The organism is Peribacillus kribbensis DSM 17871 (assembly GCF_000430765.1).
Taxonomy (GTDB): Bacteria; Bacillota; Bacilli; order Bacillales; family DSM-1321; genus Paraperibacillus; species Paraperibacillus kribbensis.
Genome location: NZ_AUMQ01000041.1, coordinates 28,160 through 49,893 on the forward strand (window position 1 = coordinate 28,160; position 21,734 = coordinate 49,893).

A 21,734-nucleotide genomic window follows, 5' to 3' on the forward strand; every position below is an offset into this window, starting at 1 on the left:
TGGTTTTTACTTGTACTATATGATGGAAGGTCCGTTTTGGACTAGACTTATAAACAATATACCGCCTGCGATTATTGGGGCTTATTGTCCGGGGTGCGGCAGGGAGTAAACAAATGATCATTTGTTTACATGCTGTGACGGCGCTATTAAACCTTCCATTGATGTCAAACTATTGCCAGAACATTTCTTTTTAGATAAAATTAGTACCAAGTCTTAATAATTGATAATAAGCTATAAGGTGATTTTAAAATATAGAGGGGTTGTTTATATGAATGCCGGTATAATAGGTATTGGAAGATATCTGCCTGAAAAAATCCTAACAAATTTTGATCTGGAGTTGATGGTGGAAACATCGGACGAATGGATCCGTACACGGACAGGCATTGAGGAAAGAAGGATTGCTGCGGACGATGTTAATACATCCGACATGGCATATGGAGCTGCAAAAAAGGCTTTGGAAAATGCAAATGTTTCTCCTGAAGATCTTGACTTGATCCTGGTAGCCACTGTAACTCCTGATCAGCCGTTTCCAAGTGTTTCCTGTATGCTGCAGGAAAAACTTGGCGCGCTAAAATCCGCAGCCATGGATCTTAGCGCAGCCTGCGCAGGATTTATGTACGGAATGGTTACAGCAGGGCAATTCATCCAAAATGGAACTTATAAAAACATTTTGATTGTGGGCGTAGAAAAGTTGTCTAAAATAACCGACTGGAATGACCGCAATACAGCTGTACTTTTTGGAGATGGAGCAGGGGCTGTTGTAATGGGACCTGTTTCTGAGGGTAAAGGAATCCTTTCATTTGAATTGGGAGCAGACGGTTCGGGCGGCAAGCATCTCTATCAAAAAGATCAATACCTCTCGATGAATGGAAGGGAAGTATTTAAATTTGCAGTAAGGCAAATGGGTGAATCCAGCCTGAATGTATTGGAAAAGGCGGGCCTGAAAAAAGAAGACGTCGATTTATTGGTGCCTCATCAGGCTAACATCCGGATCATGGAAGCATCGAGGGAGCGCCTGGAACTGCCTCCTGAAAAAATGACTAAAACGGTTCACAAATACGGCAATACCTCTGCCGCTTCGATTCCGATTGCCATCGTGGAGGAGCTTGAGGCAGGAAGAATCAAAGATGGAGATCTCCTTGTCATGGTGGGCTTCGGTGGAGGACTTACCTGGGGAGCTATTGCACTCAGATGGGGAAGATAACCTGTTAATCATAAACTCCTTTATAATATAAGCAGTTTATCAGTAAAGAAAGGAAGATTGGAATGAATAAAAGAAGAGTAGTAGTAACCGGAATGGGAGCTGTCACACCGCTTGGAAGCAATGCTGAAACCACATGGGACAACGCTATTCAAGGGAAATCCGGAATCGGGCCATTAACAAGGGTTAATGCCGAAGAATATCCGGCAAAGGTCGCAGCCGAAATTAAAGACTTTAACCCGGAAGATTATCTTGAAAGAAAAGAAGCAAGGAAAATGGACCGCTTCACTCAATATGCAGTAGCGGCTTCCATGATGGCAGTGAAGGATGCCAGCCTTGAAATTACAGAAGCAAATGCAAACCGCGTAGGTGTATGGATTGGCTCAGGGATCGGCGGTATGGAAACATTCGAGAATCAATTTGAGACTCTTTTGACCAGAGGACCGCGCCGAGTCAGCCCATTCTTCGTCCCTATGATGATTCCTGATATGGCTGCCGGACAGGTATCCATCATCCTTGGTGCAAAAGGATTTAATTCTTGTACTGTTACAGCGTGTGCCACAGGTACCAATTCTATTGGAGATGCCTTTAAGGTGATTCAGCGCGGAGACGCGGATGTAATGATTTCCGGAGGAACCGAGGCGCCGATCACAAGAATGGCCGTCGCTGGTTTCTGTGCGAATACAGCCCTGTCTACAAATCCAGATCCGAATACAGCAAGCCGTCCTTTTGACAAGAACCGTGACGGATTTGTAATTGGGGAGGGTGCAGGGATTCTTGTTCTGGAAGACCTTGAGCATGCACTGAACAGAGGAGCGAAAATTTATGCAGAAGTGGTAGGCTATGGCGCTACTGGAGATGCTTATCATATCACAGCTCCGTCTCCTGGCGGTGAGGGCGGTGCGAGAGCCATGAAGATGGCTATCCAGGATGCAGGAATGGAGCCAGGGGAAATCAGCTATATCAATGCCCACGGGACAAGTACGGCGTATAACGATAAATTTGAGACCATGGCGATCAAAGAAGTATTCGGTGACGCTGCGTATCATGTAGCTATCAGTTCCACAAAATCGATGACCGGGCACCTTCTTGGAGCTGCCGGCGGGGTAGAGGCCATCTTCACAGTTCTTGCCATTAAGAATGGAATTGTGCCTCCGACCATTAATCTCGAAGAATCAGATCCGGACTGTGATCTTGACTATGTTCCTAACAAGGCAAGAGAAATGGAAGTAGGAGCCGCTATGAGCAATTCGCTTGGATTTGGCGGTCACAACGCAACTCTTGTCTTTAAGAAATATGTGTAATTGAATAAAACCAATCTGGCAGGTCCAGGGAAAAAACTCCGCGTGTGGAGGCTCCTTGGGCCTGTTTTTTATGTTTTCCAGGTAACAAAAGTGCCCGTTTTCCCATAAGTGAAAATGATAACCACGGCCCTTTTTCATGCATATAATGAAGCAAATTGCGAAAGCGGGAATAGGTGAGGGCAAATGGGAGTGCTGAAGACAGATGAGTGGCTGAAGAAATACTTGAACAGCCCTTTATTGATTTGCAGCAAGCTGAAAAAGCTGTTTAATGAAGATTCGCCGCAAAGGGTTTATCAATACTTATCCAGAAACGGCATGTATAAATACTCAAGCCGCTCAGAATATGATTTTAAACTGCTGATGAAAAATCGAGTTTGGGAGAAGGTGGAGGGTTATTATAAGCATTATAAGAAATTATGGAATGGGCCAGAGATTCCGATCCTGATTTTTCCGCATACAAGCCAGGGCTTTTTTTCATCCAAAGGAAGGAAGTCTGGCCTTGCTTTTAAGGATAAAATGTTTTTGTTTTATACGCCCGGCCTTTCGGATAAGGAGCTCGAAGCTGTATTCGTGCACGAATACCACCATGTGTGCAGGCTGAATTTCTTAAAGAAGGATATTAACCAATTTACCCTGATGGATTCCATTATTCTGGAGGGGCTTGCAGAGCATGCTGTCCTTTCCTATGTAGGAGAGCGCCATCTGGCAGACTGGACCAGATTTTACTCTGCCAAAGAGATTAAAAGGATTGGGAATACACTCATCAAGCCTCATCTGGAATTGAAGAAAAATGAAGAACTTCATGATCAAATCTTATACGGGCTGGGAAGATACCCAAGGATGATTGGCTATGCAGCAGGATTCCACGCTGTCTCGCATATGAAAGAAAAGCATCTGGTTACAGACAGGGCAACATTTAATAAGCCGTCTGAAACCTTCCTGGAAGGATTCTTCGAAGAATAGCCCAGAGTACAGTTCTCACACGCATTTCAAGCCATGAAAATACCCATTCAAACCGCTTTTAAAAAAATTTACAAAGTTTATAAAAACGGGGGAAACAGGAATAATTTAACTTGTAAATGCCTATACTGATGGACAAATAGTTTTCAAATAAGTGAGGGGTAAGATGATGTTATATCTCCATGATGTATGGGTCAATTGGTTTGAAGGAGAAGAAAACGGATACAATATCTGCCATTTTCATGAATGGAGAAAAGACGATGGTATAGAACTGCTCGATCAAGCGCCGCTCATCAAAGTATCTTCTTCATTGTATCACTATATTGAAAATGACTTATCGGAGCTGCCTAAGGCCTTGCTCGACGATATCTTCCAAAAGGCCTATTCAAGAAAGAATCATGAAAGAATCCAGATGGATTATTGCTTTATCGTAACCGATGGAAATGGAATCCTTGCTGTGGATACGATCGGCTACAACATACCAATCCGGAAAAGCAGGCTTATTCCGCGACAAGAGCAGCTGGTCTATGAGATGATCGAAAATCAGGAAGAATCCATCTATGAATTTGAAGTGAAAGAAAAGGAAGATAAAAACTACCATATACTGTCTCCTTCCCCGGAATTGATGAATGGCCTGACAAGAAGAGAACGCCAGCTTAAGCAGCTCCTGTTCATGGCCCTCGATCAGCTGTATTCCTCCAAAAATACCGCAGAGATCAGATACTGGTATACTGAATGGGCACCGGACAGGTATTCCTATATTCAAAACCTGGATTTTGAAATTGCCTGGAGAGAACTGTTTGAAGCTGCAAAGTATGACTGGACGGGAAAACATCAGCAGCTGTGCGAAAATATAATCAAAGGCCAGCCATTTTTTGAAAAGCTGTGGGAAATGGAAGTCGGCGACAGTCCCTCTGTATTATAGAAGAAACTAGTCTGCTTTAAAGGAACAAAGTACCCTAAGACCACAGACAAACCGAAAAAAAGGTTTGTCTGCGGTCTATTTTTTTTGACGAATCCAAGATTTCTGCTATTTATAAAAGCCGACTTCGTAAAATTTTGCTGCTTTGGAACAAAGTGGTTGATTTCCGCTCCAGGATGCTCGCTCCAATCCCCCTGTTTAATAATGGGATTGCCTTCTAGACTCTTTAAAACACAACAAATCTTTTAGAAAAGAGCCTTATAAAAAGACTGCAGGCAGCACTCGATTAATATCGAAGCTGCCTGCAGTCTGAAATGATTCTGACAGAGTTTTATATTATCTTTTTCTTCCAAGTCCCATCGCATTATTGATCTTTTTTATCATTTTGTTTGCTTCAAAGTTTGCCTTTTCTGCGCCCTGATCAAGGATGCGATCCAGTTCTTCGGAATTGATCAGTTCGTGATAGCGCTCCTGGATTGGAGAGAGGGCATTGACTACAACTTCTGCTAAATCACCCTTGAAATCGCCATATCCTTTGCCGGAGTACAACTGTTCAATTTCGGCTATAGCCTTGCCGCTGAATATAGAATAGATGGAAAGGAGGTTAGAAACTCCTGGTTTATTTTCTTTGTCATAACGGACTATACCTTCAGAATCGGTCACAGCGCTTTTGATCTTTTTAGTGATCGATTTTGGATCATCGAGCAGCGTGATAAAGGATTTTTGATTGGCATCCGATTTGCTCATTTTTTTAGTCGGCTCCTGAAGGGACATGACCCTGGCTCCCACTTTGGGAAGGCTGATTTCAGGAATGGTGAAAATCTCATTATATTTTTTATTGAACCGTTCAGCCAGGTCGCGGGTCAATTCAATATGCTGCTTCTGGTCATCTCCCACCGGGACAATATCTGTTTTATAGAGAAGGATATCGGCGGCCATCAGCGGGGGATAAGTCAGCAGACCTGAGGAAACCGCTTCCTTTCCGGAGGATTTATCCTTGAATTGAGTCATGCGTTCCAGCTCGCCTATATAGGAAATGCACTGCATGACCCATCCAGCCATGGCATGCGCCGGCACTTCCGATTGAATGAAAATCGTTGCTTTTTCCGGATCAATGCCGATAGAAAGATAAAGGGCAGCAAGACTTCTGATATTTTTTCTCAGCTCAAGGCGGTCCTGTGGCACGGTGATGGCATGCTGGTCGACTATGCAGAAATAGCAATTAAAATCATTTTGCAGCTCGACGAACTGTTTCATTGCGCCTATGTAATTTCCTATTGTGACATTCCCCGTAGGCTGAATGCCTGAAAAAATGGTTTTCATTATAACACTCCTGTTTCTATATTTTTGATTTTTTTGATTAAATGAACAAGATTAAATACAAGCTCGTCCCAGTAACTCAAAGCGGAGGGGAGATGTGAATTTTTCGAAAAATAAAAAACCATCCAATCCCCGTTGTCAAGGGACGAATGGTTTTCCGCGGTGCCGCTTTTAGTGCCGTCTGCCATACAAATATGTATGCCCTTTTTCTGCCGGGTTAAATCTATCGGAAACCAGCTGAACTTTACGGCTCGCTGTCCGGAAAGTCCATACCATACGGACAGCTGCCTGCTTTCACTAAATTCAAGGCTCCCTGAAAACTGTTCCGAATGTACTGCTCTTTATCAACGTTTTTTTAATATAATTATTAATTCATTTTACCTAAAATCGATACCAAATGCAAATTTTGTCCTATAAAAGTAGCATCAGGCTCAAAAGGCAGCAGATGGCTCCAGAAACTAAAATCGGACCTGTCAGTTTGAAGGGCCTGGACACTGGGTAGCTTGACTTATTGGCCTTTTCATCATGATCGAAACTGGCAACATAGCTTCCGAGCCTGTCCAGCTTTAAAAAGCTTTTCATGCTGAATATGATCCCGTTGAAGAAGCCCCCCTGGACCACGAAAAGGAATGCCCCCGCTACAATAAAAAAGAGACCTATGAAAAAGAGGGAATTCAAATAGGAAACCAAAAAAGAATGATCCCCAAAGAAAGCAAAAATGAGAGAAGCTGCTATATTTATTCCGGTTAAGACGGACAGTCTTTTAAGAAAGAAACTCATGTTGTTCCACCTGCTTTATATTAATTTCCCATTAAGGAAGGCTGGCTAATAATCTTTATAAACATTTCGTAAAGAAAAGTATATCTATTTATAGACGAATTAATCAAGGACTATTAAAATAGTTTTGGGAGAATCTTCGAAATATACAGAAGGATATACATATTATGGAGATTCAGTTCTTTAAAAAAATGAAATTTTCCCAAGTTTTGCGGGAATTATATAAAAAATTAGACGGGGTTACATGAAATTTTTCCCTGTATAATGAATTGCAATCCTTGATATATCAACATTTGTCGAATAATCGGGTCTTTTTTTTGAAATCACCTCGTAAAGTTTTTGTAAAAAAAATATTGAAAAATAATACTTATCCAAATATAATTAAGAACGAAATCTTCAGAAAATTTGAAGATAAAACTAAGGGAGGTCAATCTCGCAATGAACAAAAAGTTTTCTTTTCTTTTGGTTCTAGTTCTTGCTTTGAGCACGTTCCTAGCTGCTTGCAGCAGCAGTAGCAGCGATAAAGCAGGATCTGACAACAAATCCGGTTCTGGCTCAGGATCTGGGAAAAAAGATCAAGTGCTCAACCTGATTGCAACTGCTGAAATTCCTTCAATGGATTCTACTTTAGCAACAGACTCTGTTTCATTCTTAGTAATGAACAACGTTTATGAAGGTCTTTACCGTTTAGGAAAAAACAATGAGCCTGTACTTGGTATGGCTGCTGAAGAGCCAAAGGTAAGTGCAGACGGCAAAACCTACACTTTCAAACTTCGTGATGCAAAATGGTCAAACGGTGACCCTGTAACTGCAAACGACTTCGTGTACTCATGGAGACGCGCTGTTGATCCAGCGACTGCTGCTGAGTATGCTTACATGCTGTATGATGTAAAAAATGCTGAAGAAATCAACACTGGAAAAGCTAAGCCGGATGCACTTGGCATTAAAGCAGTGGATGACAAGACACTTGAAATCACATTGAAAAACAATGTTCCTTACTTTAAGTCTCTATTATCATTCGGAACTTTCTATCCAGAAAACGAAAAATTTGTTAAGTCTCAAGGCAAAAATTATGCTCTTGAAGCTAACACTGGCGTTTATAACGGTCCTTTCACTCTTAGCGACTGGAAACACGAACAAAGCTTCCAGCTTAAGAAAAACCCTACCTACTGGGATAAGGATACAGTCAAGCTTAATACGATCAACTTCAATATCGTAAAAGACACCGCTACAGCAGTTAACCTGTTTGAAACAAATAAAGTTGACCGCGTGACTCTGAATGCTGAGTTCGTTGATAAGTATAAAAATAACAAAGAGTTTGGTTCTTACCCTGAAACATCTGTGTTCTTCCTTCGCTTAAACGAAAAGAACAAAGTATTGGCTAACAGAGATGCCCGTAAAGCCATCGATATGGCATGGGATAAAAAATCATTTGTTGATGTTATCCTGAATAATGGATCACAGCCTGCCAACTACCTGGTTCCTAGCGATTTCGCAAAAGGTCCGGATGGCAAAGACTTCCGTGAAACAAACGGCGATCTTTCCAAACTTGATGTAGCTGAAGCTAAAAAGCTTTGGGCAAAAGCAAAGAAAGAAGCTGGATTTGATAAGGTGTCTTTAGAGCTTCTGAACTATGATGATGACAACTCTAAAAAGATTTCTCAATATCTGAAAGAACAGCTTGAATCAAATCTTGACGGCTTAACCATCACTATTAAGCCGCAGCCTTTCAAGCAAAAGCTTGATCTAGAATCAAAAGGAAACTATGACTTCTCATTCGCTGGCTGGGGCCCTGACTATCAAGACCCTATGACTTTCATCGACATGTTCGTAACTGGCGGAGCTCACAACCAAATGGGCTACTCCAACAAACAATATGATAAGTTAGTAGCTGACGCAAAAGGTCCTCTTCTTTCCGATCTTAATGCTCGCTGGAAGGCTATGCTCGATGCCGAGAAAATCCTGATGGATGATGCTGCTATCTCTCCTATGTACCAAAGAGGTACTTCATACCTTCAGCGTGATTACGTAAAAGGTATCGTTAAGCATCCATTCGGAGGAGACTTCGGCTACAAATGGGCTTCCATTGAGCAATAATCAGCTGCTCAAGGGATAGTGCAAGGAGAGTATGTGGAAAAACACATACTCTCCTTTTCCCTTATCCTTTTGAATTCAGAATAAATAGATTTGCAGGAATATTATTAAAAGAAAAGGGGGGCTAACGAGATGTTACGTTATACTCTTCAGCGAATTGTCTACATGCTAATAACAATGTTCATCATTGCTACTTTAACGTTTTTCTTGATGAAGCTGCTTCCTGGTTCTCCATTGAAAAGCCAGGATAAACTGACTCCGGAACAGATCACCATCATTAACGAAAAATACGGACTTAATGACCCGCTTCCAGTGCAATATGTCCACTATCTCGGAAATTTAGCAAAAGGAGATCTGGGTTCGTCTTTCCAATATGATAACCGACCGGTAACTGAATTGATTGGAAACCGTATCGGAGCTTCCGCGCAGTTAGGTTTTCAGGCACTAATATTGGGATCAATTGTTGGCCTAATTCTAGGGATCATTGCTGCCATCAGGCACAATACAATTTTCGATTATGGTGCTACCGTACTTGCAGTATTAGGTATTTCCATACCTTCATTCGTATTTGCAGGTTTTATGCAGTATATACTGGGAGTTAAACTTCAGCTTCTGCCTGTTGCACTTTGGGAAGGTTTCAGTTATACAATCATGCCTACCATTGCGTTATCAGGCTTTGTAATTGCCAATATTTCTCGCTTTATGAGAACCGAATTACTGGAGGTAATGGGGTCCGATTATATCATGCTTGCAAAAGCAAAAGGGATGAGCGGCACCGGAATCATCATTAAGCATGCTTTGCGTAACGCTTTAATTCCTGTTATCACAATCATTGGACCTTTGGCAGTAAACATCATGACAGGCTCTTTAGTAATCGAACAAATCTTTGCCATCCCAGGATTAGGGGAGCAATTTGTCAAGTCCATTAGTATGAATGACTATACAGTCATCATGGGTACAACCATTTTCTATAGTGCCCTGTTCATCTTTATCATTTTTGTAGTAGATATTCTGTACGGAGTGATTGATCCAAGAATCCGTGTGGCAGGAGGGAAAAAATAATGGAACAAAAGCAGCTGGACCAGCTTTCCACGGATCTTTTCCGCCCTGCCGCAGGCAGAGGCGACCTTGAGCAGATTGGAAGGCCGAGCTTAAGTTATTGGAAAGATGCATGGCTTCGCCTTAGAAAAAATAAAGGGGCTATTTTTGGCCTGATTGTTGTAATTGTCCTTACCGCTCTGGCTATTTTCGCCCCTATGGCAAGCAAGAACGACTACCACACACAAAACCTATCATTGTCCAAGCTTCCGCCAAAAATCCCCGTACTTGAGAAAGTGTCATTTCTGCATGTGGATGGCAAAGACAAAGATGGATTTGATGTATATAAGGCAAAAAACATAAAAGAAAATTACTGGTTCGGAACGGATGACCTTGGCCGTGACCAGTGGGTACGTGTATGGCAGGGAACACGCATATCCTTATTGATCGCCGTTGCAGCCGCATTGATCGACCTGGGCATAGGTATCATTTACGGTGGTGTATCCGGTTTTTATGGCGGCAAGGTAGATAATATCATGATGAGGATCATCGAGATTTTAATCGGGATCCCGCAGCTGATCCTTGTTATTCTCTTTATTTTGATTTTTAAGCCGGGGGTTTCGTCCATTATCCTGGCAATGATTATAACCGGCTGGACCGGTATGGCGCGGATTGTGCGCGGCCAGATGCTGAAAATGAAAGAACAGGAATTTGTTATGGCATCTAAGACTTTGGGTGCAGCAAATTCAAGACTTATCGGAAAACACTTAATTCCAAATATTCTGGGGCCGATCATCGTTACAACCATGTTCACGGTTCCTGGAGCGATCTTTACAGAAGCATTTTTGAGCTTTATCGGTCTTGGTATTGCTCCGCCGCAGGCTTCACTAGGTTCATTGGTGAATGATGGATTCAGATTTCTTCAGACATATCCGTATCTGCTGATCATTCCTTCAATCATCATCAGTTTATTAATCCTGAGCTTTAACCTGCTTGGTGATGGACTACGTGATGCCCTTGATCCAAAAATGCGTAAGTAATTGGGAGGAGAAGAATTATGGAAAAGGTTTTAGAAGTAAAAGATCTGCATGTCTCCTTCGATACGTACGGCGGAGTGGTAAAGGCTGTACGTGGTGTCAACTTTGACCTAAAAAAAGGGGAGACTCTCGCTATCGTTGGAGAATCGGGTTCAGGGAAGTCGGTTACTTCCAAGGCCCTTATGAGGCTGATCCCAAATCCACCGGGCCGTATTGCGAAAGGCGAAATCCTTTTTGATGGCAGGGACCTCGCTAAATTATCGGAAAAAGAAATGCAAAAAATCCGTGGAAAAGACATTGCGATGATTTTCCAGGATCCTATGACTTCCTTAAATCCGACAATGAAAATCGGGTCCCAGATTATGGAGGGACTCATTAAGCACCAAAACCTTTCAAAGAGTACTGCGAAGGAAAGAGCGCTTGAGCTTTTAAGGCTGGTAGGCATCCCTCAGCCGGAAGTCCGGATCAATCAATATCCGCACCAATTTTCAGGCGGTATGAGGCAGCGTGTGGTAGTTGCCGTGGCATTATCCTGCAATCCAAAGGTTTTGATTGCCGACGAGCCTACCACTGCTCTGGATGTTACCATCCAGGCGCAAATCCTTGAGCTTATGAAAGACCTTCAAAACAAAATTGATACATCCATTATCTTCATTACACATGATTTGGGAGTCGTTGCCAATGTAGCTGACCGCGTAGCCGTCATGTATGGCGGCCAGATTGTTGAAATGGGTACAGTGGATGAAATATTTTATGACCCAAGACACCCATATACCTGGGGATTGCTTGCATCTATGCCTTCCCTTGATACGAGTGTCCAAACTGAACTTGCAGCTATTCCGGGAACGCCTCCGGATTTAATGAATCCTCCAAAAGGAGATGCATTCGCACCGCGCAGCTCTTATGCTCTGGAGATTGATTTCGAGCATGAGCCGCCAATGTTCCAAATATCTGATACACACTTTGCAAAAACATGGCTGCTCCACGAAAATGCGCCAGCTGTTGAGCCTCCAAAAGCAGTTGTGGAAAAACGCCGGACCATGCCGTCCAATTTTGCAAAGCCAAGATTGGCAGAGGAGGTCGTACTCTAAAATGGCAGAAAAGCTACTTGAAATAAAAAATTTAAAGCAGCACTTTAATGTTGGCAAACCCAATCAGGTTAAAGCAGTGGATGGGATTTCCTTTGATATTTATAAGGGAGAAACCCTGGGGCTTGTAGGAGAGTCTGGCTGCGGGAAATCCACAACCGGAAGAACGATCATCCGTCTATACGATGCAACGGACGGTGAGGTTCTGTTTGAAGGCGAAAATGTCCATGGTAAAAAATCCAGGTCTGATCTTAAAAAGTTCAACCGAAAAATGCAGATGATTTTCCAGGATCCCTATGCTTCGCTTAACCCGCGTATGACAGTTGGGGATATTATTGCTGAGGGAATTGATATTCATGGTCTTTCTAAAACCCGTAAAGACAGAATGGAAAAGGTGCATGAATTATTAAAGACGGTTGGACTTAACAAAGAGCATGCCAACCGTTACCCGCACGAATTTTCGGGAGGTCAGCGCCAGCGTATCGGTATTGCCCGCGCCCTGGCTGTAGAGCCGGAATTCATAATCGCAGACGAACCTATTTCCGCATTGGATGTGTCCATCCAGGCTCAGGTTGTAAACTTGATGAAAAAGCTTCAGCGCGATAAACAGCTTACGTATTTATTTATTGCCCATGACCTGTCCATGGTGAAGTACATCAGTGACCGTATCGGCGTTATGTATTTTGGGAAACTGGTGGAGCTTGCACCAAGTGAGGAGCTATACAAGAATCCGATTCATCCGTATACTCAATCTCTTCTTTCGGCTATCCCGCTTCCAGATCCGGAAAGTGAAAGAACAAGAAAGAGAACTGCTTACAATCCAAGCATTCACAATTACGCAGAAGGTGAAAACCTGGAAATGCGTGAGATTTCTCCAGGACATTTTGTTTATTGCTCGGAAAAAGAATTCAAGCAATATCAATCCATTTATAAAAAGTAATTTAGCGGCCGTCTGGCCGCTTCTTTTTTTGCCTTCATGCGCCTTTTGATTGTTTCACAGCAGAGAATAAGGGTAGTGAAAAGGGAATCATCCATTTTTTTACTGACAGGAGGAAACAAATTGCCTGACTATCAAAAAACAGCTGCAGCCAGTGTGCTTTCCTTGCTCCTTTGCTCATTCCCCATGAGTCCAGCATGGGGAGAGGAAACCTCAAAAAACGGCCAGGAAGCTAAACTGGGAGGGTATAAGAAAGAGCTGCCGGATAATCTGCCCCGTTTTACATACCATTCTGGACTGTCCTTTACTTATCCGAATGCCGTTAGAGGCATCTATGTAAGCGGGAACATCGCGGGAGCAGAAAGATTCAACGAACTTCTTAAGCTCGTCGACAGCACGGATTTAAACGCGATGGTGATCGACATTAAAAATGACAGTGGGAATTTGACGTATAAACCAGGGAGCACCTCACCATATCAAAACATCAGCCAAAAATACATACGAGATCCGAAAAGCCTGCTGAAAACCCTGGAGCAGAGAAAGATCTATCCGATTGCAAGGGTCGTAGTGTTTAAGGATACCGAATTAGCACATCTGAAACCGGAATGGTCCTATATGGATGGAAAAAGCGTCTGGAAAAATGGAAAAGGCGATTCATTCGTAAATCCATTTTTAAAAGAGGTCTGGGATTATAATGTAGGGGTGGCTATTGAAGCTGCGAAAATGGGATTCCAGGAGATCCAGTTTGATTATGTCCGTTTCCCTGAAGGATTTGAAAAAAGGGATTCACAGCTGAAATACAGCCAAGGGGATTATCAACATGAAAAATTGGGCAATGTGCAGAAAAGGGTGAAGGCGGTTTCGGATTTTGTTGCTTATGCCAGGGAAAAGCTTAAGCCATATGATGTGAAGGTATCAGTGGATATTTTCGGATATACGGCAACCCTTCCGGAAGCTCCGGGAATCGGCCAGAATTTTTCAAAGATATCGGAAAATGTGGATGCGATCTCCTCTATGATTTACCCGAGCCACTGGACTTCCTATTTTGGTATAGATAACCCTGATCTTGAACCTTATAAAATTGTATCTGCCTACTCACAGCTTGAAAAGAAGAAGCTGGAAGAATTGAAAACACCACCCATCTCCAGGCCGTGGATACAGGATTTCACAGCAAGCTGGCTGGGGCAGGGACATTATAAACCTTATGGAAAGGCCGAAGTAGAGGCGCAGATCAAGGCGCTGAAGAATAATGGCATTAGCGAATTCCTTTTATGGAATGCGGGCAGCAGATATACTTCGAATGTCGATTATACTCCATGATAATAAAAGCGTTCACCACCCCTTATGGGTGGTGAACGCTTTTTAGTATAGGAATCTTACTGGATTACAAATCCTTCGTCCTGCCGCCTACCAGCTTCCAGCCGCTCTGTATTCCTTCAGATTTTTCCGTGAACTCGGTTTTCTTTCCCCTGCTGAACAATGTCTTTCCTATGCTGTTCATGATTACGCCCATTAAGGCCGTAATCGAAATGATTAGGATTGCCACAATCAATAGATCTGTGATATATGCAGCCATTATTAAACCTCCAGAAGTGGTTTAGTAGGATTTCCTATAAAATTAAGTATATGTTAAGAAAATTGATGTATGATTTATGTAATGGGAAGAAAAAGCAGCAAAGAGGTTTATGAATGAAATGAAGCGGGTAAATAAGACTATAAAAGTAAGTCTAAGAAGAAAAGAATAAAAGGAAAGAGTTTCTTGCTGTTAATTATAACAGCTCGATGGATAAAGGTAAAACAATATCATTTGGCAGAAAATCCGTCTTAAAAAGGGGAAACAAGATTTGCTTTATAAAACCGATTACATTACAATATGCTTATTTTTGAAAAAATCACCCTCTTTTGTTAGTAATAGTGTATAATATAATAGATATTACTTATTTATAGTAATTCTAATCACCTTTTTAATCGGAAGGCAATCTAGTTATCCCAGCATAGATCATCGATTCTATATTCAGGGAGTGTGAATAAATGGTTACTCTATATACTTCACCAAGCTGCACATCCTGCAGAAAAGCAAAAGCATGGCTTGAGGAGAATGAAATTTCTTATTCTGAACGTAATATTTTTTCAGAGCCTCTTTCCATCGATGAAATAAAAGAGATTCTGCGCATGACCGAAGATGGCACAGATGAGATTATCTCTACCCGTTCCAAAACATTTCAAAAATTAAATGTTAATGTGGAATCACTTCCACTTCCGGAACTTTATAAACTGATCAAAGAAAATCCGGGACTTCTTAGAAGACCGATTATCTTGGATGAAAAACGTTTACAGGTTGGGTATAATGAAGATGAAATCCGGAGATTCCTGCCAAGGAAAGTCCGTACCTTCCATCTTAGAGAAGCACAGCGCATGGTCAACTAAATAATTTCATGAGTCTTTCCGGCTTTTTGGGCCGGAAAGTTTTTTTTATAAGGACATTTTATGTCCCTCCGAAGGAAACCAAAGAATCTAAGCTAAATCTACGTTTATAATCTCCTTCATATGTTAAAATAAATAACAGGAAAGAAATATGAGTATTTTGTCCAGACTACAGGTAATTGTGATGAAATTGTGCATGTTTAGCCATACATCATTAAGGGAATATTAGGCGAACAATTGTTTTTTTAAAATATTTGTTTTTTATTTCCCTTCTAAAGAATTTTGTCATAAAATAAAGTCAACAGAATATTTATACCATTCTTAAGCTTCCATGTGAGGATTTGCCCTTTAACACAGCTTGTATTGCCTGGGGGTAATGTCCCTTCCATAATTGAGAACGAAGGGAGAGGGAATAATGGAAATTGAACGAATCAATGAGAATACAGTTAAGTTTTACATTTCTTACGTTGACATAGAACAGAGAGGCTTCGACCGCGAGGAGATCTGGTATAACCGTGAGAGAAGCGAGGAATTATTTTGGGAGATGATGGATGAAGTCCATCAGGAGGAAGAATTCATGGCTGAGGGCCCTCTCTGGATACAGGTTCAGGCGCTTGATAAAGGTCTTGAGGTCCTTGTTACCAAAGCTCAGCTTTCAAAAGACGGCCAAAGGCTGGAACTGCCGCTGTCTGAAGATAAGCTCAAGGATCTTACGGCAGAAGATAAGATTGAAGACTTCCTTGATGAACACTTTCACAGCAAAAGTGAAGAATTGACTTCTAACAGCTTTGAGGAAGGAGTTCTTGAATTCGTAATGGTCTTCAAGGATTTCGAGGATGTGATTTCCCTGAGCAAGAGCACTGGGCTGGAAGGAATAAGCACAAAATTATATGCATTTGAAAACAAATATTACTTATATGTAGAATTTCTTGAAGAAGACGATGATGAGGACGAAATAGATAACATTCTAAGTGTTCTTCTTGAATATGGCACTGAATCTAATATTACGGTCCATCGCCTCGAGGAATATGGAAAGACTGTTATTGATCAAGATGTTTTTGAAACAGTAAATAAGTACTTTTCCAAATAAAAGCGACCGATTTCTATGTAAGAAATCGGTCTTTTCTTTTGATTAAAATGTATAAACCTGCCGCACCTTTCCTGGGTCATTCAGGCTGTATATTTAAGTTTTAATAATTAGGGTATATACCATATAGAGATGTAGACTTTGGATTGTGGGTGAGGAAATGAAGAATACCGTAAGATTGGGTATTTTTTTATGTGGACTTTTTGCAGTTTGGTATTTTTTACATGATTATATCGCAGGGAATTTTGTAAGTTATTTTAGTCTTGTACTTACACTTTCCTTGATCATTATTGGATTTATGATTTTCTTAGAAAACAGGCAGCCGACCCATACCCTGACCTGGCTGGTTGTATTCGGGGCTTTCCCGCTGCTTGGGTTTATTTTTTATCTTTTATTCGGCCGGAATTATAAGAAAGAAAAAATGTTCCGCAAGAAATTTTTCCTGGATAAACAGACCTTTTTAAAAGTCCAAGGGGAAAGGGATGTCAGTCAGGAAAGAATCAGCCACATGGGGGAGAACAGGCAGAAAATGATGCGCCTCGCCCAAAAGATCGGCAATAGTCCGATCTCCTTCAGCAGTGCCACTGAAGTGCTGACAAATGGGGATGAGACCTTTACCGCCATCCTGAATGAATTAAAAAAGGCCAATCATCATATTCACATGGAATATTACATCGTAAGAAATGATGAAATTGGAAAAGAGATTAAAAACCTTTTGATCGCCAAATCAAAAAGCGGGGTAAAGGTGAGATTTTTATATGATGCGGTCGGTTCTTGGACCCTTCCAAAAAGTTATATAAAGGATCTTCGAAATGCAGGTGTGGAAGCTGTAGCATTTGGACCTGTAAAGGTTCCTTTTTTGAACAATAAGTTCAATTTTAGAAATCACAGGAAAATTATCGTAGTGGATGGCAGTGTCGGCTTTGTCGGCGGATTGAATATCGGGGATGAATATCTTGGGCGCGATAAGCATTTCGGCTTCTGGAGGGATACCCATCTCATGGTGAAGGGGGAGGCCGTGCGCTCCCTGCAGCTGATTTTTCTCCAGGATTGGTATTATATGACAAACCACAGCTTTTTAACGGATGAATACCTTTCCGCTCTTCCGATCCAGCATCGCCATGGGGGAGTCCAGATGATAGCAGGCGGGCCGGATAACGAATGGAGTGTCATCAAAAATATCTTCTTTTCTATGATTGCCTCTGCCGAGGAATCTGTATGGATCGCTTCTCCTTACTTTATCCCTGATGAAGACATTTTCCAGGCACTCAAGGTGGCAGCCTTAAGCGGGATTGATGTCAGGCTGCTGGTTCCCCAGAATCCTGACAAATGGATCGTGTATCATGCTTCAAGATCTTATTTCCCTGATTTGCTTGAGGCGGGAGTCAGAGTGTTTGCCTATAAAGAAGGCTTTATGCACAGCAAGATTATCATCGTTGATAAAGAGTTTGCCTCCATTGGGACTTCCAATATGGATATGAGAAGCTTCCACCTTAACTTTGAAGTCAATGCTTTTTTATATAAAACAGGAAGCTCTAAAAAACTGGTTCAGGATTTCATACAGGACCTTACCAGGTCACGGGAACTGCACTTAGATACCTTTAATAAGCGGCATATCGGCCTTAGGATTCTCGAATCTACCTGCCGTCTGCTTAGCCCGCTGCTGTGACCCTGCCATGCCGGCAGGGCTTTTTTTGTTTTGGGGAGGAACTTAAACGGACGATGGAGAATGTAAAGGAAGGCCAGCTTGGAGAAGCAGGTTTATAGACCTTTAAGCGGCCGGAAACTGAATTTAAGGAGGAAATGAATGCTTACAGCTTACTTGCCAAGCGGAGAACTATTCACAATCAGGAGGAGGCTGAGCCAAAAGGAAATTTATGATTTAAGAGAAAGCGCTCCGTTTCTCTGTCCTGCATGCAGACAAAAGATGCTGCTTAAGGCGGGACCCTCTAAATTCCCCCATTTTGCCCATTTTAAAGACCGCTCGTGCACCTTTGAATCTGAACCTGAGACCCTCTATCATCTAGAGGGGAAATTGGCTCTCTATCACTGGCTCAGAGATCAGGGAATAGAAGCTGTGCTTGAAGCGGGTATACCGGAGATTAACCAGCGTGCAGACATTCTCATCACTTCCGAGGGAAAGCGGATCGCTATAGAATTCCAATGCTCAGCAATTCCCCAGGAGGTATGGGCAAAACGTACCCGGTCCTATCACCAAGCAGGAATCAGGGTTTTATGGATCCTAGGTAAAGAAAAACTCAAATCTCAATACTCTGGAACCCTTCATGATGTTTCTTTGGGAAGCTTCGAATGGCTGTTTCCATTTGGAAGCAGTGCGATGCCGACCTTCATTGCATTTTGTCCGAAAAACTCTGTCTTTTTTAAATCCACAAGCATCCTCCCTTTTTCTCCGCGTAGCACCCTTGTCGAGTTTAAAATATCAGGCTTGAGAACGACTTCATTCACCTCTCTAATCAAAGAACATCTTTTCGTTACTTCTTCCCAGATAAGGAGATGGCTCTACAAAAAGGAAAAATGGAAACAATTCAGCCATCGTTATGCCACTGTCCAAGACCCCTTTTTCAGGGAGCTGTATCTGAGAAAGCTCCCGCCTGCATCCATTCCAGCTGAAGCGGGAGTGCCCGTCCCCTATATGCATCTCATTGAAACATCCCCATTAAGATGGCAGTCCTATTTATTCCTTGATCTTTTTTATGACCGCCCGGCAGGAACAGTTATACAACGGCATAAAATCAAAAATGTTTTTACAAAAAGACTGATGAAGGGAGACATTATTCTAAGACATAACGGGGATTTGCCCGAAGCGACCAATCCTTATATCCCCTTATTTTCCTATCTTACGTTTTTGGTTCAGTCTGGCTGCTTAAATAGCCAAAAGAATGGGGAATTTATCTTAAGGAAAGACTTTATAGCATGCATGCCAGAAGGAGAAGAAGAAAAAACAAGGGAGAAGATGGTTAAATATTTGGAAAGTTTTTATTCCAATGAGATAATAAACCAAGAGCTCATTGTTAAAGGTACAGCCTTTTTTGAAGATGGAAGCCTGGGCCTGTAGCATGGTCAGGGGCTCTATTTAATCTATTTGCCGGCTTTTGTTCAGAAAGACCATTTCTTTAGAAATCAGGATAGAATATAAAGGATTTTATCTGAAAAAAGCGAATTACAAGATGGTAATTACCAATGAATAATGGAGGGATTTTAGATGACACAGGAAAGTTCTGTTAATACACTGCCTGCAAGAAATGAGGTGCCGGTCAACGAAACCTGGAAACTCGAAGATATTTTTGCGACCGACCGTGACTGGGAAACTGAATTTAATTCCTTAAAGGAAGAGCTGAAGAAGGCAGAAGCCTTCAGGGGTACACTTGGGGACAGCCCGGAAAAATTATTTACTGCTCTGCAATTCCAGGATGAAGTGATGGAGCGTCTTGGCAAATTATATACATACGCTCATATGCGGTATGACCAGGATACAACGAATTCTTTTTTCCAGGGATTCGATGACAGGGCAAAAAATTTATATTCCCAGGCAGCGAGTGCTTTTTCATATGTAGTTCCCGAAATTTTAAGTGAGGATGAAAGTAAAATTGAACAATTCCTCAATGATTATAAGGAATTGCAGCTGTATGCACAGGCGCTGAAAGAAATTAACCTGCAGAGACCGCATGTTCTTTCTGCAGAACAGGAAGCCTTGCTCGCTCAGGCATCAGAAGTGATGGATTCTCCACAAAACACGTTCGGCATGCTGAATAATGCGGATTTGAAGTTCCCGGCTATTAAGGATGAAGAAGGCCAGGAAGTCGAAATTACCCATGGCCGTTATATCCGTTTTCTAGAGAGCGAAGACCGCAGCGTGCGTTCTGAAGCATTTAAAGCGGTATATGATACGTATGGAAAGTTCCGGAACACCTTTGCAAGTACGCTGAGCGGGACGGTCAAAAAGGATAACTTCAGCGCTGCTGTGAGGAAGTATGATTCTGCGCGCCATGCCGCCCTGAGCAGCAATAATATCCCGGAAAGCGTCTATGATAATCTGGTGAATACGGTTCATGACAATCTGCATCTGCTCCACCGGTATGTGGACTTGAGGAAAAAGGTACTTGGTGTGGAGGACCTTCACATCTATGACTTGTATACACCTCTTGTGAAGGACGTAAAAATGAAAGTGTCCTATGATGAAGCAAAGGAAATGGTTCTTAAAGGACTGGAGCCGCTTGGTGAGGAGTATACTTCCATCCTGAAGGAAGGCTTTGAGAATCGCTGGGTCGATGTTCATGAGAACAAAGGAAAGCGAAGCGGGGCTTATTCCTCCGGGGCGTATGGAACCAATCCTTATATCCTGATGAACTGGCAGGACAATGTAAACAATTTATTTACCCTTGCCCATGAATTCGGGCATTCCGTGCACAGTTACTATACAAGGAAATCCCAGCCGTATCCGTATGGCAATTATTCCATCTTTGTAGCTGAAGTGGCTTCTACCTGCAATGAGGCGTTATTGAATGATTATCTATTAAAAACCGTAGATGATGAGAAAAAACGGCTTTACTTGCTGAATCATTATCTGGAAGGATTCAGGGGTACTGTGTTCCGCCAGACGATGTTTGCTGAATTCGAACATTTGATCCATCAAAAGGCACAGAATGGAGAAGCTTTGACTGCGGATCTTCTCACTAAAGAGTATTATGAACTGAATAAAAAATACTTTGGTGAGAATATCACGATAGACGAAGAAATCGGGCTTGAATGGTCCAGGATTCCTCACTTCTACTACAATTATTATGTGTACCAATATGCAACAGGCTTCAGTGCGGCGACAGCACTGAGCAATGCGATCCTTGAAGAAGGGGAGCCAGCTGTAGCCCGCTATATTGAATTCTTAAAATCAGGAAGCTCCGACTATCCTATTGAAGTATTGAAGAAAGCTGGAGTCGACATGACAAAGGCAGATCCAATCCAGCAGGCATGCAAGGTTTTTGAAGAAAAATTAAACGAGATGGAGCGCTTATTATCCTGATTGGATACCAAAGCCAGGGGGGCTGTCCAGAAAGTCTTGTAAACTGACTTTTTGGACGGCCTCTTTTTAAAAGGATCAGTTTTTGACATCCACCGCCTGGGTTCCCAAACATGTAAGCTTAAAATAAACTCCAGATAACTACCAGGAGTAAAATAAGGGGAGAATTGAAGGTAGTCTAAAAAGTGGACACGTCACTAGGACAATTTTATATACTTTAACTAACAATCTTAGGGGCGTGTTAATAAATGAGAAAAACCTATTCACCCGAATACAAGGAATACGTCGTTAAATTAGTCCTGGAGGAAGGCAGGAAGATGAGTGAACTGTCTCGAGAGCTTGAAATTCCTTATGGCACCATGAATAAGTGGGTCATGGAATGTAGAAACAAAGGGAAACAGGACAAGGAAGCTTATCAGACCCCTTCTGAGCTGGCCAAGAAGGAAGAGCGGTATCTGAAAGAAATTCGTGAATTGCAGGAGGAGGTGGAGATCTTAAAAAAGGCCATGC

General features: G+C 42.1%; 19 protein-coding genes. 16 read left to right on the forward strand and 3 right to left on the reverse strand.

The features are described from left to right. Positions 1-268: 268 nt before the first annotated feature. From H539_RS0109145 to H539_RS0109160, 4 genes are all read left to right on the forward strand, one after another. Complete coding sequence (locus H539_RS0109145) at positions 269-1,204, forward strand: beta-ketoacyl-ACP synthase III (RefSeq protein ID WP_026693271.1); 936 nt, start codon at positions 269-271, stop codon at positions 1,202-1,204. A gap of 62 nt (positions 1,205-1,266) precedes the next feature. After that, positions 1,267-2,505: a beta-ketoacyl-ACP synthase II gene (gene fabF / locus H539_RS0109150; RefSeq protein WP_026693272.1), complete on the forward strand. Its 1,239-nt coding sequence runs from the start codon at positions 1,267-1,269 to the stop codon at positions 2,503-2,505. 183 nt (positions 2,506-2,688) lie between these two features. After that, a complete protein-coding gene (locus H539_RS0109155; RefSeq protein ID WP_026693273.1) occupies positions 2,689-3,468 on the forward strand; it encodes a DUF2268 domain-containing putative Zn-dependent protease in 780 nt (259 codons plus the stop codon). A gap of 166 nt (positions 3,469-3,634) precedes the next feature. Continuing rightward, positions 3,635-4,390: a YjbA family protein gene (locus H539_RS0109160; RefSeq protein WP_026693274.1), complete on the forward strand. Its 756-nt coding sequence runs from the start codon at positions 3,635-3,637 to the stop codon at positions 4,388-4,390. Between the two features lie 333 nt (positions 4,391-4,723). On the opposite strand, the gene trpS is transcribed toward H539_RS0109160, so the two are convergent. Together trpS and H539_RS0109175 are read right to left on the reverse strand one after the other, a co-directional pair. Further along, positions 4,724-5,713 (reverse strand): tryptophan--tRNA ligase, encoded by a 990-nt coding sequence (trpS, locus tag H539_RS0109165; RefSeq protein ID WP_026693275.1) that lies wholly within the window; start codon positions 5,711-5,713, stop codon positions 4,724-4,726. A 405-nt stretch (positions 5,714-6,118) separates the two neighbouring features. Next, positions 6,119-6,487: a DUF3899 domain-containing protein gene (locus H539_RS0109175; RefSeq protein ID WP_026693277.1), complete on the reverse strand. Its 369-nt coding sequence runs from the start codon at positions 6,485-6,487 to the stop codon at positions 6,119-6,121. 435 nt (positions 6,488-6,922) lie between these two features. On the opposite strand from H539_RS0109175, the gene H539_RS0109185 reads away from it, so the two are divergent. The 6 genes from H539_RS0109185 to H539_RS0109210 all read left to right on the forward strand — a co-directional run bounded on the left by H539_RS0109185 (position 6,923) and on the right by H539_RS0109210 (position 13,998). Continuing rightward, positions 6,923-8,581: a peptide ABC transporter substrate-binding protein gene (locus tag H539_RS0109185; RefSeq protein WP_026693278.1), complete on the forward strand. Its 1,659-nt coding sequence runs from the start codon at positions 6,923-6,925 to the stop codon at positions 8,579-8,581. 129 nt (positions 8,582-8,710) lie between these two features. Then, entirely contained in the window at positions 8,711-9,640 is a 930-nt protein-coding gene (gene opp3b, locus H539_RS0109190; protein ID WP_026693279.1) for an oligopeptide ABC transporter permease, read from the forward strand. Then, positions 9,640-10,656 (forward strand): oligopeptide ABC transporter permease, encoded by a 1,017-nt coding sequence (gene opp3C / locus H539_RS0109195; RefSeq protein WP_035322242.1) that lies wholly within the window; start codon positions 9,640-9,642, stop codon positions 10,654-10,656. The genes opp3b and opp3C overlap by 1 nt, the downstream gene beginning before the upstream one ends. Positions 10,657-10,673: 17 nt before the next feature. Then, on the forward strand, positions 10,674-11,744 hold the full coding sequence (locus H539_RS0109200) for an ABC transporter ATP-binding protein (RefSeq protein ID WP_026693281.1): 1,071 nt from the start codon (positions 10,674-10,676) through the stop codon (positions 11,742-11,744). Between the two features lies 1 nt (position 11,745). Then, the gene (locus H539_RS0109205; protein WP_026693282.1) at positions 11,746-12,681 is read left to right on the forward strand and encodes an ABC transporter ATP-binding protein; all 936 of its coding nucleotides are present in this window, start codon (positions 11,746-11,748) and stop codon (positions 12,679-12,681) included. A 183-nt stretch (positions 12,682-12,864) separates the two neighbouring features. After that, on the forward strand, positions 12,865-13,998 hold the full coding sequence (locus H539_RS0109210; protein ID WP_051348522.1) for a putative glycoside hydrolase: 1,134 nt from the start codon (positions 12,865-12,867) through the stop codon (positions 13,996-13,998). A gap of 64 nt (positions 13,999-14,062) precedes the next feature. Here the strand turns inward: H539_RS0109210 and H539_RS0109215 are convergent, their stop codons facing one another. Continuing rightward, positions 14,063-14,254, reverse strand: a complete 192-nt coding sequence (locus H539_RS0109215) for a hypothetical protein (RefSeq protein WP_026693284.1) — start codon at positions 14,252-14,254, stop codon at positions 14,063-14,065. A 455-nt stretch (positions 14,255-14,709) separates the two neighbouring features. On the opposite strand from H539_RS0109215, the gene spxA reads away from it, so the two are divergent. From spxA to H539_RS0109245, 6 genes are all read left to right on the forward strand, one after another. Then, complete coding sequence (spxA, locus tag H539_RS0109220) at positions 14,710-15,105, forward strand: transcriptional regulator SpxA (protein ID WP_026693285.1); 396 nt, start codon at positions 14,710-14,712, stop codon at positions 15,103-15,105. A 412-nt stretch (positions 15,106-15,517) separates the two neighbouring features. Then, positions 15,518-16,192, forward strand: coding sequence for an adaptor protein MecA (mecA, locus tag H539_RS0109225; RefSeq protein WP_026693286.1), 675 nt, complete (start codon positions 15,518-15,520; stop codon positions 16,190-16,192). A gap of 157 nt (positions 16,193-16,349) precedes the next feature. Beyond that, positions 16,350-17,858: a cardiolipin synthase gene (cls, locus tag H539_RS0109230; protein WP_026693287.1), complete on the forward strand. Its 1,509-nt coding sequence runs from the start codon at positions 16,350-16,352 to the stop codon at positions 17,856-17,858. A gap of 138 nt (positions 17,859-17,996) precedes the next feature. After that, entirely contained in the window at positions 17,997-19,265 is a 1,269-nt protein-coding gene (locus H539_RS0109235) for a competence protein CoiA (RefSeq protein WP_026693288.1), read from the forward strand. A 147-nt stretch (positions 19,266-19,412) separates the two neighbouring features. Then, positions 19,413-21,227 carry an oligoendopeptidase F gene (gene pepF, locus H539_RS0109240; protein WP_026693289.1) on the forward strand — a complete coding sequence of 605 codons (1,815 nt, stop codon included), beginning with the start codon at positions 19,413-19,415 and terminating at the stop codon, positions 21,225-21,227. A 245-nt stretch (positions 21,228-21,472) separates the two neighbouring features. Then, positions 21,473-21,734, forward strand: a 262-nt coding sequence (locus H539_RS0109245) for a transposase (protein ID WP_026693290.1), incomplete at its 3' end; no start/stop codon positions are given.

What these genes read in the sequence shown, in the direction of transcription:
- H539_RS0109235 (WP_026693288.1), top strand. Translation starts at nt 17,997, where the DNA reads ATGCTTACAGCTTACTTGCCAAGCGGAGAACTATTCACAATCAGGAGG.
- opp3C (WP_035322242.1), top strand. Translation starts at nt 9,640, where the DNA reads ATGGAACAAAAGCAGCTGGACCAGCTTTCCACGGATCTTTTCCGCCCT.
- H539_RS0109160 (WP_026693274.1), top strand. Translation starts at nt 3,635, where the DNA reads ATGTTATATCTCCATGATGTATGGGTCAATTGGTTTGAAGGAGAAGAA.
- cls (WP_026693287.1), top strand. Translation starts at nt 16,350, where the DNA reads ATGAAGAATACCGTAAGATTGGGTATTTTTTTATGTGGACTTTTTGCA.
- mecA (WP_026693286.1), top strand. Translation starts at nt 15,518, where the DNA reads ATGGAAATTGAACGAATCAATGAGAATACAGTTAAGTTTTACATTTCT.
- H539_RS0109210 (WP_051348522.1), top strand. Translation starts at nt 12,865, where the DNA reads ATGAGTCCAGCATGGGGAGAGGAAACCTCAAAAAACGGCCAGGAAGCT.
- H539_RS0109155 (WP_026693273.1), top strand. Translation starts at nt 2,689, where the DNA reads ATGGGAGTGCTGAAGACAGATGAGTGGCTGAAGAAATACTTGAACAGC.
- H539_RS0109145 (WP_026693271.1), top strand. Translation starts at nt 269, where the DNA reads ATGAATGCCGGTATAATAGGTATTGGAAGATATCTGCCTGAAAAAATC.
- H539_RS0109200 (WP_026693281.1), top strand. Translation starts at nt 10,674, where the DNA reads ATGGAAAAGGTTTTAGAAGTAAAAGATCTGCATGTCTCCTTCGATACG.
- H539_RS0109205 (WP_026693282.1), top strand. Translation starts at nt 11,746, where the DNA reads ATGGCAGAAAAGCTACTTGAAATAAAAAATTTAAAGCAGCACTTTAAT.
- pepF (WP_026693289.1), top strand. Translation starts at nt 19,413, where the DNA reads ATGACACAGGAAAGTTCTGTTAATACACTGCCTGCAAGAAATGAGGTG.
- spxA (WP_026693285.1), top strand. Translation starts at nt 14,710, where the DNA reads ATGGTTACTCTATATACTTCACCAAGCTGCACATCCTGCAGAAAAGCA.
- H539_RS0109175 (WP_026693277.1), bottom strand. Translation starts at nt 6,487, where the DNA reads ATGAGTTTCTTTCTTAAAAGACTGTCCGTCTTAACCGGAATAAATATA.
- opp3b (WP_026693279.1), top strand. Translation starts at nt 8,711, where the DNA reads ATGTTACGTTATACTCTTCAGCGAATTGTCTACATGCTAATAACAATG.
- H539_RS0109215 (WP_026693284.1), bottom strand. Translation starts at nt 14,254, where the DNA reads ATGGCTGCATATATCACAGATCTATTGATTGTGGCAATCCTAATCATT.
- fabF (WP_026693272.1), top strand. Translation starts at nt 1,267, where the DNA reads ATGAATAAAAGAAGAGTAGTAGTAACCGGAATGGGAGCTGTCACACCG.
- H539_RS0109185 (WP_026693278.1), top strand. Translation starts at nt 6,923, where the DNA reads ATGAACAAAAAGTTTTCTTTTCTTTTGGTTCTAGTTCTTGCTTTGAGC.